The organism is Xenophilus arseniciresistens (assembly GCF_028023875.1).
In the GTDB taxonomy this organism is placed as follows: domain Bacteria; phylum Pseudomonadota; class Gammaproteobacteria; order Burkholderiales; family Burkholderiaceae_C; genus Xenophilus; species Xenophilus arseniciresistens.
In genome coordinates this window covers 279,841-293,214 of record NZ_JAQIPB010000007.1, presented here as the reverse complement: position 1 = coordinate 293,214, position 13,374 = coordinate 279,841, and the positions used below count along the sequence as shown (strand labels likewise).

Annotated in this window: 13 protein-coding genes; 8 read left to right on the top strand and 5 right to left on the bottom strand. The window is 69.1% G+C overall.

Going from position 1 to position 13,374, the window contains the following annotated elements:
- Window positions 1-86: 86 nt before the first annotated feature.
- The 3 genes from tldD to rodA all read right to left on the bottom strand — a co-directional run bounded on the left by tldD (window position 87) and on the right by rodA (window position 4,233).
- Window positions 87-1,547, bottom strand: a complete 1,461-nt coding sequence (gene tldD / locus PGB34_RS16160; RefSeq protein WP_271429132.1) for a metalloprotease TldD — start codon at window positions 1,545-1,547, stop codon at window positions 87-89.
- A gap of 82 nt (window positions 1,548-1,629) precedes the next feature.
- Window positions 1,630-2,970, bottom strand: a complete 1,341-nt coding sequence (locus tag PGB34_RS16155) for a serine hydrolase domain-containing protein (protein WP_271429131.1) — start codon at window positions 2,968-2,970, stop codon at window positions 1,630-1,632.
- A gap of 108 nt (window positions 2,971-3,078) precedes the next feature.
- Entirely contained in the window at window positions 3,079-4,233 is a 1,155-nt protein-coding gene (gene rodA, locus PGB34_RS16150; RefSeq protein WP_271429130.1) for a rod shape-determining protein RodA, read from the bottom strand.
- Between the two features lie 277 nt (window positions 4,234-4,510).
- Between rodA and PGB34_RS16145 the strand changes: the two genes are divergently transcribed.
- From PGB34_RS16145 to PGB34_RS16110, 8 genes are all read left to right on the top strand, one after another.
- The gene (locus PGB34_RS16145) at window positions 4,511-5,635 is read left to right on the top strand and encodes a hypothetical protein (protein WP_271429129.1); all 1,125 of its coding nucleotides are present in this window, start codon (window positions 4,511-4,513) and stop codon (window positions 5,633-5,635) included.
- An 86-nt stretch (window positions 5,636-5,721) separates the two neighbouring features.
- Window positions 5,722-6,309 (top strand): YqiA/YcfP family alpha/beta fold hydrolase, encoded by a 588-nt coding sequence (locus tag PGB34_RS16140; RefSeq protein ID WP_271429128.1) that lies wholly within the window; start codon window positions 5,722-5,724, stop codon window positions 6,307-6,309.
- Between the two features lie 57 nt (window positions 6,310-6,366).
- The gene (locus PGB34_RS16135) at window positions 6,367-8,436 is read left to right on the top strand and encodes a ribonuclease catalytic domain-containing protein (RefSeq protein WP_271429127.1); all 2,070 of its coding nucleotides are present in this window, start codon (window positions 6,367-6,369) and stop codon (window positions 8,434-8,436) included.
- Window positions 8,437-8,482: 46 nt separating this feature from the next.
- Window positions 8,483-9,364 carry an energy transducer TonB gene (locus PGB34_RS16130; RefSeq protein WP_271429126.1) on the top strand — a complete coding sequence of 294 codons (882 nt, stop codon included), beginning with the start codon at window positions 8,483-8,485 and terminating at the stop codon, window positions 9,362-9,364.
- A 38-nt stretch (window positions 9,365-9,402) separates the two neighbouring features.
- On the top strand, window positions 9,403-10,272 hold the full coding sequence (gene aroE, locus PGB34_RS16125) for a shikimate dehydrogenase (protein WP_271429125.1): 870 nt from the start codon (window positions 9,403-9,405) through the stop codon (window positions 10,270-10,272).
- Window positions 10,272-11,003, top strand: coding sequence for a monofunctional biosynthetic peptidoglycan transglycosylase (mtgA, locus tag PGB34_RS16120; protein WP_271429178.1), 732 nt, complete (start codon window positions 10,272-10,274; stop codon window positions 11,001-11,003). The genes aroE and mtgA overlap by 1 nt, the downstream gene beginning before the upstream one ends.
- A gap of 16 nt (window positions 11,004-11,019) precedes the next feature.
- Window positions 11,020-11,568, top strand: coding sequence for a crossover junction endodeoxyribonuclease RuvC (ruvC, locus tag PGB34_RS16115; RefSeq protein ID WP_271429124.1), 549 nt, complete (start codon window positions 11,020-11,022; stop codon window positions 11,566-11,568).
- A 62-nt stretch (window positions 11,569-11,630) separates the two neighbouring features.
- Window positions 11,631-12,107, top strand: coding sequence for a GNAT family N-acetyltransferase (locus PGB34_RS16110; protein ID WP_271429123.1), 477 nt, complete (start codon window positions 11,631-11,633; stop codon window positions 12,105-12,107).
- Here PGB34_RS16110 and PGB34_RS16105 read toward each other — a convergent pair.
- Together PGB34_RS16105 and lpxC are read right to left on the bottom strand one after the other, a co-directional pair.
- Window positions 12,104-12,280, bottom strand: coding sequence for a hypothetical protein (locus PGB34_RS16105; RefSeq protein ID WP_271429122.1), 177 nt, complete (start codon window positions 12,278-12,280; stop codon window positions 12,104-12,106). The two genes, PGB34_RS16110 and PGB34_RS16105, sit on opposite strands and share 4 nt — an antisense overlap.
- A gap of 32 nt (window positions 12,281-12,312) precedes the next feature.
- On the bottom strand, window positions 12,313-13,236 hold the full coding sequence (lpxC, locus tag PGB34_RS16100; RefSeq protein WP_271429121.1) for a UDP-3-O-acyl-N-acetylglucosamine deacetylase: 924 nt from the start codon (window positions 13,234-13,236) through the stop codon (window positions 12,313-12,315).
- Window positions 13,237-13,374: the final 138 nt, after the last annotated feature.

Here is a 13,374-nt window from a genome sequence, read left to right as displayed (position 1 = left end):
GCTGCGGACATGGGGAGCGACTCTAGCACAGGCACATGCAGGCTGTGTTGTTTTGGCGACTGTTGTTTTTGGGCGCCGATGTGGACTTATGCCGTGCCGCCGACGGTCAGGCCATCGATGCGCAGGGTGGGCTGGCCCACGCCCACGGGCACGCTCTGGCCTTCCTTGCCGCAGGTGCCCACGCCCGAATCCAGCGCCATGTCGTTGCCGATCATCTTCACGCGGGTGAGCGCATCGGGGCCGTTGCCCACGATGGTGGCGCCCTTGACGGGGTACTGGATCTTGCCGTTTTCCACCCAGTAGGCCTCGCTGGCCGAGAACACGAACTTGCCGCTCGTGATGTCGACCTGGCCGCCGCCGAAGTTGGTGGCGTACAGGCCCTTCTTGATGCTGGCCACGATCTCCTGCGGATCCCTGTCGCCACCCAGCATGTAGGTGTTGGTCATGCGCGGCATGGGCACATGGGCGTAGCTTTCGCGGCGGCCGTTGCCCGTGGGCTTGACCTTCATGAGGCGCGCGTTCATCGCGTCCTGGATGTAGCCCTTGAGGATGCCGTCCTCGATCAGCACGTTGCGCTGGCTGGCGTTGCCCTCGTCGTCCACATTGAGCGAGCCGCGGCGATCCGCCAGCGTGCCGTCGTCCAGCACCGTGACGCCCTTGGCTGCGACGCGCTGGCCGATGCGGCCGCTGAAGGCGCTCGAGCCCTTGCGGTTGAAGTCGCCTTCGAGCCCGTGGCCGATGGCTTCGTGCAGCAGGATGCCGGGCCAGCCCGGGCCCAGCACCACGGTCATCTCGCCGGCCGGGGCCGGACGCGAGTCGAGATTGGTGAGGGCCGAGCTCACGGCCTGCTCCACGTATTCGCTGATCTGCGCGTCGGTGAAATAGGCCAGGCCGAAGCGGCCGCCACCGCCGCCCGAGCCCACTTCGCGCCGGCCGTTCTGCTCGGCGATCACGGTGACCGACAGGCGCACCAGGGGCCGCACGTCGGCCGCCAGGGTGCCGTCGGCGCGCGCCACCAGCACCACGTCGTACTCGCTGGCCAGGCCGGCCATCACCTGCGACACGCGGGGGTCGCGCGCACGCGCAAGCTGCTCCACCTTCTCGAGCAGTTGCACCTTGGCCGTGCTGTCCAGCGAGGCGATCGGGTCCACACCGCCATAGAGCGAGCGGCTGCCCGCCACCTTGCGCGCCGGCACCTGGGTGCGCGCGTTGCGGCCGGCCGATGCGATGGTGCGCACGGTGCGCGCGGCGTCGAGCAGCGAGGCTTCGGAGATGTCGTCGGAATAGGCGAAAGCGGTTTTCTCGCCGCTGACGGCGCGCACGCCCACGCCCTGGTCGATGCTGAAGCTGCCGGTCTTGACGATGCCTTCTTCCAGGCTCCAGCCTTCGCTGCGCGTGTACTGGAAGTACAGGTCGGCGTCATCGACCTTGTGGGCCTTGATCTCCGCCAGCGCCTTGGACAGGTGCGTCTCGTCGAGCCCGAAGGGCGTCAGAAGAAGCTGCTGCGCCGTGGCCAGGCGCTCGAGGGTGGGTTCGCGGGAAATCATGAGGCAGATTATTGCGCGCACCCAATCCACCCGCGCGAAGGCCGCGTGTTTCCCGCCCGCGCCCCAGGGGTGCGCGCGAACCTCAGCGCAGCGTGTCTGCCAGGGCCTGGAAGGCCCGCATGTGCAGCGGGTGCGCAGGGCCGTTGGCGGCCACGGGCGAGGAGCCCAGCCGCACGATCACCATCTGCGCCGCGGGGTTGATGTGGATGTACTGGCCATGGATGCCCGAGGCCTCCCACGCGCCGTCGGCGTTGTGCGTGATCCACCACTGGTTGCGATAGGAATAGCCCGGCCGCGCTGCCTGGCCGCCGGCCTTGAACTTCTCTCGGTCGCCGCCCGTGCGGATGGCGTCCACCGCCGCCTTGTCCAGCAGCGCCTGGCGGCTGAACAGGCCGCCCACGGCGCCGTCGTTGCGCAGCAGCTCGCCCAGGCGCGCCAAGTCGCGCGCCGTGGCGTTGAAGCCCGAGCCCATGGACTCGAAACCCAGGCGGTCGATGTTGATCGAGGCATCGTTCTCGGCCCCCATCCGCGACCAGATGCGCTCGCTGAGGTTCTGCGAGAAGGGCTTGCCCGTCACGCGGTGCACCAGCCAGCCCACCACTTCGGAATGGACAGTCTTGTAGACGAAGCCGGCGCCGTGCTGGCCTTCTTTCTTGAGCGTCTTCAGAAAGCTCAGCGTGTCGCGCGGGCCGGCCCAGGTCGGCGGCATGGGCACCAGGCCGGAGGCGATGGCGTACTGGATCACCTCCGAAGTGGGATCGGCATAGTCCTCGCGAAAACGCACGCCCGCCGTCATGTCCAGCGTCTGCTGCACGGTGGCGTCTTCCCAGGCGGTGCCGGCCAGCTCCGGCAGGTACTGCGAAACCCGCGCATTCGGGTCCAGCCTGCCTTCGGCGATCAGCTGCGAGGCCAGCACGCCCGTGAGCGACTTGGTGACCGAAAAGACGCTGTGCAGGGTGTTGGGCGTCATGCCGCTCCAGTAGCGCTCCAGCACCACGCGGCCCTTGTGCAGCACCACGATGGCGTCGGTGTAGCTGCGCTGCGCGTAGGCGTCGATGCCCAGCCGTGCGCCCGCGCCGTCGTCGAAGGCGAAAGCCGACCAGTCGCGTTCGCTGCGCGGCAGCTCCGTGGCAGCGCCCGTGCCACGCCACACGTTGCGGCTGGGCACCAGTTCGCGCATGTGCTGCAAGGACCAGCGAAGGTTGGGGAACTGGCCCGCGTTCTGGAAGGTGATCTGCTTGTCGGCCGGCGGCGGCGAGCCCACCATCAGCCCCAGCTTGACGGGATCACTGTCCATGGCCGACAGCGGCGCCCGGGCGGCGGCGGTCTGTGCCATGGCGGCGGGCAAGGCACTCAGCAGCAGGCCGGCGCTGCCCAGCGCGCAGGCCAGCGCGCGGCCCGAAAGAAAGGGGCGGGTTGCCATCGCATGTCTCCATCTTGTTGTGAGACAGCCATGTTCGCATGGGGCTCGCGCCGGCCCCGCACCCGGTGTCCCCCTTGCGGCAACCCGTCGTCAGCACCCGTGCCGGCCCTATTTTTCAGCCAGCTTGCGCGCCCGCGCGATGGACATCAGCACGCCCAGCGCCAGCCCCAGCGTGACCATGGCCGTGCCGCCGTAGCTGATGAAGGGCAGCGGCACGCCCACCACGGGCAGGATGCCGCTGACCATGCCCATGTTCACGAAGGCATAGGTGAAGAAGATCATGGCCACGGCCCCGGCCATCAGGCGCGAGAAGAGCGTGGGCGCGTCCATCGCGATGGCCAGGCCGCGGAAGATCAGGAACAGGAAGCCCGCGATCAGGAACAGATTGCCGAAGAGGCCGAACTCTTCCGAATAGGCGGCGAAGATGAAGTCGGTGGTGCGCTCGGGGATGAACTCCAGGTGGGTCTGCGTGCCCTGCATGAAGCCCTTGCCCGACAGGCCGCCCGAGCCGATGGCGATCATGCCCTGGATGATGTGGAAGCCCTTGCCCAGCGGGTCCTTGGTCGGGTCCAACAGGGTGCACACGCGCTGGCGCTGGTATTCGTGCAGCACGCGCCAATCCATCCCGTCGGCGCACAAGGTGGGCTCGAAGCTCACGATCAGCACGATGGCGATGACGCCGATCACCACCGGCGGGATCACCAGCTTCCACGACAGGCCGGCAAAGAAGATCACCGACAGCCCCGCCGCCAGCACCAGCAGCGAAGTCCCCAGGTCGGGCTGCTTCATGATCAACCCCACGGGCAGCGCCAGCAACAGCGTGGCCGCCACGAAGTCCAGCGTGCGCAGCTGGCCCTCGCGGTGCTGGAACCACCAGGCCAGCATCAGCGGCATGGCGATCTTCATGAGTTCGCTCGGCTGGATCACGATGCCCAGATTGATCCAGCGTGTGGCGCCCTTGCGGGTGATGCCGAACAGCTCCACCAGGATCAGCAGCACCACCCCCAGCACATAGAGCGGCACGGCCAGGCTCATGATGCGCTGCGGCGGCACCTGCGCCACCACGAAGAGGATGCCGCCGGCCAGCAGCATGTTGCGTGCGTGGTGGCCGAAGCGCTCGCCGTTGTCGAAACCGGCCGAGTACATGGCGAACAGGCCGGTGGCCGCCAGCAGCGCGATGGCGGCCAGCAGCAGGCCGTCGAAGCCCTGGAAGATGGGCGCCACACGGCGCGCCAGGGAGGGTTGCTGGAAGACGGCAGACATGGGGCGCAGATTATCGGCGCGGCCGGACGCCGGATGCCGGTATCGGGGCCCGGCGCGAGGGGACAAGCACATAGGGAAGGAAAGGGCGCCTCGCAAGAGGAGGCTGTCCCTTCTTCGGGGGATATCCGCGCTCCGGACGGCCCTCAATACTCGCGCCGCAAGTCACAACTTTTCACAAATGAACATGCCTCACCTCCATCCTTCCTTCCGGTGGTCGGCCACGACCGCACTTGTTCTCTCACTGTTCGCATGCGGCGGCGGCGGGGGTGGCGGCGGCATGATCCTTCCGATCGCCCCGCCGGCTCCTGCGCCCGCACCCGCACCCGCGCCCGCGCCGGCCCCTGCCCCGGCGCCCGCACCGGCACCCGCGCCAGCACCCGTCGACTCCGGCGTGGCCGCGACCTGCGCGAGCCTGACCAGCGGCACCTACCGCTACCTCTCGTCGAACGATGCGAACGATACGACGGGGCTGGTGCAGATCCAGGCCGGCCTGCTGGGCTCGGACGGTTCGACGCGCACCACGCGAATCACTGACGGCAGCGGTGGCGAAGGCGTCACGCTGGTGCCGGTGGATGGCAGCGCCTGCGAGTTCACGCTGGAAGGCAGCAAGGTGGTGATCGGCCCCAACGGGCTGGGGCTGGTGAGCGATCCGGCTTCCTTCGGTTATGTCGTCACGCTGCTGTTCCCCGAGCAGACCGGCAGTGACGGCGTGACGGCGGCCTCCCTGAACGGCATGTTCAACCGCCTGGGCTGGGAGCGCGAGAGCACCGAGGACTACTTCTCGCTGAACTACGGGGCCGTCGGCTTCAACAACGGCGTGATCGCAAGCGCGCTGGAATGCCCCACCACGGCCAGCATCGCCGAAGGTTGCACGCCGCTGACCGTGCCGGGCGACATCCCGGCCAACACCGGCCTGGTGGCCGACAGCGCGGCCGGCGGCTTCTCAGGCACGGGAGGGTTGGCGAACACCCATGCCTACGGCTTCAGGTTCGGCGAGGTGATCACGCTGATCGCCTACAACAAGGACAACGGCAGCGTCCAGTTCTTCACCAACCAGCGCAGCTCCAGCCTGCCGGTCGTCGGCCAGGTCAACCCGTACTGGCAGTTCACCATCGACACCCTCTTCGAGGCCGAGACCGATATTTCGGCGGACTACAACACCATCCTCTCGGTCGACAGCAGCACCGGCGTGGTGACGCGCCAGCCGGGCTCGAACACCAGCGTCGTGCAGACGCTGCGCTACAACGCCCCGCTGCCGGGCTATCGCAAGCGCGACGGCGCCGAGAACATCTCGCCGGTGATCCAGCTGCCGCTGGGCGGCGGCCTGACGGCGGTCGCCCGCCTGGGCGGCACCAATGCCAACGGCTTCCTCAACCTGAGCCTGAACAAGCCCGCCAACTGAGCGGCCTGCGGCAGCCGTCCTCGCGAACCCGCTTCGGCGGGTTCTTCTTTTTCGGCGAGCCTGCGGCGAAGGCCTAAAGTCGCGCCATGCCCACGACCCACCTTCTCTACCTGCACGGCTTCCGCTCCTCCCCGCAATCCTTCAAGGCGCAGCGGGTGGCGCAGTGGGTGGCCGCGCACCATCCACAGCTGCACTGGTGGTGCCCGCAGCTGCCGCCCTCCCCGCGCGAGGCCATGGCAGGCGTGCTGGCCGGCATCGCCGGCTGGCCGCATGCGCGGATGGCCGTGATCGGCTCCTCGCTGGGCGGCTTCTATGCCACGCACCTCGCGGCCCGGCTGGGCTGCCGCGCCGTGCTGCTGAACCCCGCGGTCGATCCGGCCCGCGACCTGGCGCGCCACATCGGCGAGCAACAGGCCTGGCACGACCCGCAGCAGCGCTTTTTCTTCCAGCCCGGCTTCATCGCCGAACTGCGGGCGTTGAAAGTGGGGCCCTTGCCGGACCCCGCGCGCGTGCTGGCCGTGATCGCGCAGGGCGACGAGGTGCTGGACTGGCGCGAGATGAGCGCGCGCTACCCCGGCAGCCCGCAGCGCGTGGTGCCGGGCAGCGACCATGCGCTGTCCGATTTCGAGGCCGCGCACCTCGATGCGGTGATGGAATTCATCGGCCTTCGCTGAGACCTGGTCCCCGGCCTGGCACCGGGCGCCGCCAGGCACGCATGTGACAATTGCCGGATGTATGTTCTGTTCGATGAAGCCGGCAAATTCCTGGGGGGCCGCGTGTTGTCCGAAGCCGAGAGCTCGGCCCAGGTCGAGCTTGACAGCGGCAAGCGCGTCAAGGTCAAGGCAGCCAATATCCTGCTGCGTTTCGAGAAACCCGCCCCGGCCGAGCTGATGGCGCAAGCCCGCGCGCTGGCCGCCGGCATGGACCTGGACCTGGCCTGGGAGTTCGCCTCCGACGAGGAATTCGGCTTCGCCGACCTGGCCGCCGATTACTTCAGCGACAAGCCCACGCTGGCGCAGCAGGCCGCATCGCTGTTCGCGCTGTTCGAGGCGCCGCATTACTTCCGTCGCGCCGGCAAGGGCCGGTTCAAGAAGGCACCGGCCGAGATCGTGCAGCAGGCCCTGGCCGCCATCGAGAAGAAAAAGGCCCAGCAGGCGCAGATCACCGAGTGGGCGGCTGCGCTGGCGCAGGGCCAGTGCCCGCCCGCCATTCGCGAGCAGCTCTACAAGATCCTGTTCAAGCCCGACAAGAACGCGCCCGAATACAAGGCCGTGGTCGAGGCCTCGCGCAGCGCGCAGCGCGCACCGCTGGAGCTGCTGGAACGCGCGGGCGCCATCGACTCGCCCTACGAATTCCACTGGAAGCGCTTCCTGTTCGAGAACTTCCCCAAGGGCACGGGCTTCGGCGCGCTGGAGGCGCCCCCCATCGCCGACGACCTGCCGCTGGCCGAAGGCGTCAACGCCTTCTCCATCGACGATTCGCAGACCACCGAGATCGACGACGCGCTGTCGGTGCAGGGCATCGGCAGCGGCACCGTGACGGTGGGCATCCACATCGCGGCGCCAGCGCTGGCCATCGCGCCCGGCAGCCCCCTGGACCAGGTGGCGCGCGCGCGCATGTCCACGGTCTACATGCCGGGCCACAAGATCACGATGCTGCCCGACGCCGTGGTGCAGACCTACACGCTGCTCGATGGCGGCGAGCGGCCCGCGCTGTCGCTGTACGTGCGCTTCAACGAGCAGACGCTGGACGTGCTGGGCACCGAAACGCGGCTCGAGCGCGTGAACATCGCGCTGAACCTGCGCCATGACCAGCTCGACAGCGTGATCGACGAAGCCTGGCTGACCCGGCCCGACGGCAGCCCCGCACCCGCCGAGGTGGAAGCGCTGCGCGTGCCGCTGTCCTTCCTGTTCCGGCTGGCCCGCCACCTCAAGGCCGGCCGCGAAGCCATGCGCGGCAAGCCCGAGACCTTCAGCCGGCCCGACTACAACTTCCGCCTGCTCGGCGTGACGGGCGAGGAGCCCACCGGCGCCGAGCAGGTGCAGATCAGCACCCGCCGCCGCGGCGCGCCGCTGGACCTGATCGTGGCCGAGGCCATGATCCTGGCCAACAGCACCTGGGGCGCCTGGCTGGGCGAGCTGGGCGTGCCCGGCCTGTACCGCAGCCAGGCCAGCCTGGCGCCCGGCATCAAGGTGCGCATGGGCACCAAGTCGCTGCCGCATGCGGGCCTGGGCGTGAAGAGCTACGCCTGGAGCACATCGCCGCTGCGCCGCTACACCGACCTGGTCAACCAGTGGCAGATCATTGCCGCCGCGCGCCATGGCCGCACCGCCGCGCTGGCCGCGCCCTTCAAGCCCAAGGATTCGGAGCTGTTCTCCATCCTCTCGGGCTTCGACGCCGCCTACAGCAGCTACAACGCCTACCAGGGCGGCATGGAGCGCTTCTGGACGCTCAAGTACCTGCAGCAGCAGAACATCCAGGAGCTGGACGCCGCCCTCATCAAGGACGGCGGCGCCGGAGACACCCTGGTGCGTGCCGACGCGCTGCCGCTGGTGCTGCCCGTGCTGGGCGCCCAGGGCCTGCCGCGCGGCAGCCGCGTGCGCGTGCGGCTGGGCGACATCGACCTGATCGGCCTGGCCGTCAGCGCCACGGTGGTCGATCACCTCGACCCGAACTCCGCGCCGCAAACCCTGGACGACACCGAGGCCGACGACGAGATGGCCGCGGCCGGGCCGCTGGCCATCGCCGTGGACGTGTCCGAAGCCGACGCCGACAGCCCTGTGGCCAGCACCGCGTCCTGATCACGGCCCACCCACTCCACCCACCCCGCCCTTTGCGCCCAGCGCCATGAAGCCTCGCAAGTTCAGCACCCTGCAGATCGCCCTGGCGCTGTCCGTGCTGGCCCATGCGGCCTTGCTGGCCGTGCGCTTCGCGGCCCCCGAGACCTTCAACCGCGTGTTCGAGGAATCGCCGCTGGAGGTCATTCTGGTCAATGCCAAGGGCCGCGGCGAAGTGCCCGAGAAGGCGCAGGCCGTGGCGCAGACCTCGCTGGCCGGCGGCGGTGACCTGGCCAAGGGCATCGCCACCAGCCCGCTGCCGCCTTCGGTCTTCACCACCGTGGGCGACTCGGCCGAAGAGGCGCAGCGGCGCATCGACGCGCTGCAGGAGCAGCAGATGATGCTGCTGGCGCAGGTGCGCGATCAGCTGGCCGCGCTGCCGCGACCCGACCAGCGGCAGGCCAGCCAGCCTTCGGACGAGGCGGCGCAGGAGGAAAAGCGGCGCCAGCTGCTGGAGCTGCTGGCCGCCATCGAGCGGCGTGTGAACGAAGAGAACGCCCGGCCCAAGCGCCGCTACGTGAGCCCGGCCACGCGCGAGGCCGCCTACGCCGTGTACGTGGACACGCTGCGCCGGCGCATCGAGGCGCGCGGCACCGAGCGCTTTCCCGAAGTGGGCGGCCGCAAGCTCTATGGCGAGCTGACCATGATCGTGCACGTCAACCACGACGGCCGCCTGCTGGGCACCGAGATCGTCGAAAGCTCGGGCAACCGCGAGCTGGACCGGCGCGCCCAGGCCATCGTGGCCAGCATCGGCAACTTCGGCCGCTTCACCGACGCCATGCGCCGCCAGACCGACCAGTTGCTCATGCCCTCGCGCTTCAAGTTCACGCGCGAAGGTGCACTCGAAACGCAGGTCAGCAACAGCAGCCTGGGCGGCACGCCCGCCAACTGAACCGCCCACACGGCTTTTTTCTTCTTCTTTTCGCATTCATGGATCGCTACTGCGTCATCGGCAACCCCGTCGAGCACAGCCGCTCGCCCTGGATCCACGCCCGCTTCGCCACACTCGCGGGCCAGTCGCTGGACTACGCACGCCGCCTGGCGCCGGTGGACGGTTTTGCCGCCAGCGTGCAGGCCTTTCGCGACGAGGCGCATGCCGCTGGCGACCGCGCAGGCGGCTGCAACGTCACCGTTCCCTTCAAGTTCGACGCCGCCGCGCTGGCCACCGAACGCACGCCGCGCGCCGAGCTGGCGCAGGCCGTCAACACGCTGCGCTTCGAGGCGGACGGCCGCATCCTGGGCGACAACACCGACGGCGCGGGCCTGGTCAACGACATCCTGCACAACGCCGGGCGGCCGCTCGCGGGTGCCGATCTGCTGCTGGTGGGCGCAGGCGGCGCCTCGGCCGGCGTGCTGGGCCCGCTGCTGGGCGCGGGCCTGCGCCGGCTGGTGCTGTGCAACCGCAGCGCCGACAAGGCCCATGCGCTGGTGCAGCGCCATGCCGCGCTGGCAGCCACGCATGGCGTGACGCTGCAGGCCTGCGGACTGGCCGAAGTGCCGGGCGACTACGACGTGGTCATCAACGCCACCGCTTCCAGCCTGGCCGGCGGCGAAGTGCCGGTGGCAGCCAGCGTGCTGCGCCCCGGCGCACTGGCCGTCGACATGATGTACGGCCCCGCCGCCGCCGGCTTCATGGCCTGGGCGCAGGCCCATGGCGCGCAGGCGCGCGACGGGCTGGGCATGCTGGTGGAGCAGGCGGCCGAGGCCTTCGCGCTGTGGCGCGGCGTGCGCCCGCCGGCCGCGCAGGTGCTGCAGGAGCTGCGCGCCCACCTGCAGCAGCAGAACCAGAACGCATCATGATCCGGCCGCTGCTGCGCTGGATCGGCTGCCTGCTGCTGGCCGGCGTGGCACTGCAGCTCTTCTTCGTGCTGCGCATCGCGGCCATGCTGCTGATCGATCCGCAGTCCACCACCTTCCAGCGCTCCGAGATGTGGCAGATCGCCAGCCGCGATGGCGCCGAAGCCGGCTGGCGCCAGCAATGGGTGCCCTATGCGCAGATCAGCGACCAGCTCAAGCGCGCCGTGATCGCCAGCGAGGACGCCGGCTTCGGCGAGCATGGCGGCGTGGAATGGGAGGCCATCGAGCGAGCGCGCGAGCGCAACGCCAAGGCCGAAGCCCGCGCCGCGCGCGCCGAGGCCCAGGGCCGCACCGCGCGCGAGCCGCGCCTGCGCGGCGGCTCCACCATCACGCAGCAACTGGCCAAGAACCTGCTGCTGTCGGGCGAGCGCACCCTGCTGCGCAAGGGCCAGGAACTGATGCTTTCGCTGGTGCTGGAGGCCCTGCTGAGCAAGCAGCGCATCCTCGAGATCTACCTCAACAACGTCGAATGGGGCGAAGGCGTGTTCGGCGCCGAAGCCGCCGCGCAGCACTACTTCCGCAAGAGCGCCGACCGGCTCAGCGCGCACGAAGCCGCGCGCCTGGCCGTGATGCTGCCCAGCCCGAAGTTCTACGAAAAGCGTCCGCGCTCGCCCTACCTCAACGGCCGCACGGCCACCATCGCGGCCCGCATGGGCGGCGTGGCCCTGCCCTGAAGAACAGGCGCGACGCATGCGCATCCTCGGCATCGACCCCGGCCTGCAGGTCACTGGCTTCGGCGTGATCGACACCGATGGCTCGCAGCAGCACTATGTGGCCAGTGGCACGATCAGCACGCGGCACATGGGCACCGACGAGCTGCCCGCGCGGCTGAAGGTGCTGTTCGACGGCATCTGCGAACTGGTGGCGCGCTACCAGCCCGACAGCGCGGCCGTCGAGATCGTGTTCGTCAACGTCAACCCGCAGTCCACCCTGCGCCTGGGCCAGGCGCGCGGCGCCTGCATCGCGGCCCTGGTCAGCCGCGAGCTGACGGTGGCCGAATACACGGCCCTGCAGATGAAGCAGGCCGTGGCCGGCCACGGCGGCGCCGCCAAGGCCCAGGTGCAGGCCATGGTGCAGCGCCTGCTGCAACTGCCCGGCCCGCCCGGCAGCGACGCCGCCGACGCACTGGGCCTGGCCATCACCCATGCCCAGGTGGGCCGCACACTCGCACGGCTGGGCCAGGCCACCACGCTGGCCGGAAGGGTCACGGGGCAGTACCGGGGTGGGCGCACGCGCTGAAGCGCGCCTATTGGGTTCGCGCGCCGGCTGCTCGTTCCACCCACCAAGGTCCGCCCTGCTTCATGCAAATCAAACCCGACGACCTCACCCACCCCCAGGTGCTCGCGCTGCTGAACGAGCATCTGGCCAATATGTTCGAGCTGTCACCGCCCGAGCAGGTGTTTGCGCTGGATGTGACGAAGCTGCGCGCGCCCGGGATCAGCTTCTGGACGGTGTGGGACGGTGAAACCTTGCTGGGCTGCGGTGCGCTGCGTGAACTGAGCGCGACGCAGGGCGAGGTGAAGTCCATGCGCACGCCCAAGGCCTTGCGCGGCCGAGGGGCCGGGCGCGCGGTGCTGGCGCACATCGTGGAGGTGGCCCGGCAGCGCGGTTATGAGACGCTGAGCCTGGAGACCGGCGCCCATCCGGACTTTCTACCGGCGCAAAGGCTCTACCAAAGCTTTGGCTTTTCTTATTGCGGGCCCTTTGGCAGCTACCAGGAGAACGCGCACAGCGTGTTCATGTCTTTGCAACTGGGCCGCAGCAGCAACGCGCCCTAAGCCACGCGCTCCGCAATCAGCACTGCAAAGAAGCCCAGCGCGGCCAGCAGGGTCCACTTGAGCACGATCCAGCCGATGCGGCGGTAGTGCGGGCGGCCCGTGGCGGCATAGAAGATGAAGCAGACGCCGGCCACCAGCAGCAGCATCAGGATGGCCCAGCGGAACAGCAGCATGAAAAGAACCGGGATGTGCGCGCAGCGGCCGCCTACCAGGCGCGCGCGATGTCGTTGAAGCCGCGCGGGGCGGCGCGCTCGCTCTCGAAGGTCACGAGTTCGCAGGCGCCGGGCTGGCTCTGCAGCTCGCGCAGCAGCTTGTTGTTCAGTGCGTGGCCCGAGCGAAAGGCGCTGTAGGCCGCCAGCAGCGGATGGCCCACGATGTAGAGGTCGCCCATCGCGTCGAGGATCTTGTGCTTGACGAACTCGTCGTCGTAGCGCAGCCCGCCGGCATTGAGCACCTTGGTGTCGTCCATCACGATGGCGTTGTCCAGCCCGCCGCCCAGGGCCAGGCCCTTGCTGCGCATGTACTCAACTTCCTTGGTGAAGCCAAAGGTGCGGGCCCGCGCGATGTCGCGGTTGTACTGGCCGCTGCCCAGGTCAAACTCGAAGCGCTGGCCCGTGGCGCTGACCACGCGGTGGTCGAAGTCGATCTCGAAGCTGAGCTTGTAGCCGTGGTAGGGCTCCAGCCGCGCCCACTTGAGGTCGTCGCCCTCGCCTTCGCGCACTTCCACCGGGCGCAGCACCTTCAGGAAGCGCCGCGGCGCCTTCTGGAACTCGATGCCCGCGCTTTGCAGCAGGAAGACGAAAGAGGATGCCGAGCCGTCGAGGATGGGCACCTCGTCGGCCGTGATGTCGATGTAGAGGTTGTCGATGCCCAGCCCGGCGCAGGCCGACATGATGTGTTCGACGGTCTGCACCTTGGCGCCGCCCCTGGACACCGTGGAAGCCAGCCGCGTGTCCGTCACCGAATCGGCGCGCATGGGGATGTCCACGGGCTCGGGCAGGTCCACGCGCCGGAACACGATGCCCGTGTCGGCCGGTGCGGGCCGCAGCGTCAGCTCCACCCGCTGCCCGCTGTGCAGCCCCACGCCCACGGCGCGGGAGATGGACTTGAGAGTTCGTTGTTGCAGCACCGCGGCATTGTAATTTTGCAACCCGCCCTTCCGTACCGCCATTCAGCCTATGACCGCGATAGCCGGAAGGGGAGGCAGATGCAACCCGACGGATCCCACCCTCGAGATTGATGCCTCAGACGGCGTAGCGAGCGCCCC

Excerpts from the sequence above, each read along its gene's own strand:
- PGB34_RS16135 (WP_271429127.1), top strand. The coding sequence starts at position 6,367 with ATGTATGTTCTGTTCGATGAAGCCGGCAAATTCCTGGGGGGCCGCGTG.
- PGB34_RS16140 (WP_271429128.1), top strand. The coding sequence starts at position 5,722 with ATGCCCACGACCCACCTTCTCTACCTGCACGGCTTCCGCTCCTCCCCG.
- PGB34_RS16155 (WP_271429131.1), bottom strand. The coding sequence starts at position 2,970 with ATGGCAACCCGCCCCTTTCTTTCGGGCCGCGCGCTGGCCTGCGCGCTG.
- PGB34_RS16105 (WP_271429122.1), bottom strand. The coding sequence starts at position 12,280 with ATGCTGCTGTTCCGCTGGGCCATCCTGATGCTGCTGCTGGTGGCCGGC.
- aroE (WP_271429125.1), top strand. The coding sequence starts at position 9,403 with ATGGATCGCTACTGCGTCATCGGCAACCCCGTCGAGCACAGCCGCTCG.
- tldD (WP_271429132.1), bottom strand. The coding sequence starts at position 1,547 with ATGATTTCCCGCGAACCCACCCTCGAGCGCCTGGCCACGGCGCAGCAG.
- rodA (WP_271429130.1), bottom strand. The coding sequence starts at position 4,233 with ATGTCTGCCGTCTTCCAGCAACCCTCCCTGGCGCGCCGTGTGGCGCCC.
- PGB34_RS16145 (WP_271429129.1), top strand. The coding sequence starts at position 4,511 with ATGATCCTTCCGATCGCCCCGCCGGCTCCTGCGCCCGCACCCGCACCC.
- PGB34_RS16130 (WP_271429126.1), top strand. The coding sequence starts at position 8,483 with ATGAAGCCTCGCAAGTTCAGCACCCTGCAGATCGCCCTGGCGCTGTCC.
- ruvC (WP_271429124.1), top strand. The coding sequence starts at position 11,020 with ATGCGCATCCTCGGCATCGACCCCGGCCTGCAGGTCACTGGCTTCGGC.
- PGB34_RS16110 (WP_271429123.1), top strand. The coding sequence starts at position 11,631 with ATGCAAATCAAACCCGACGACCTCACCCACCCCCAGGTGCTCGCGCTG.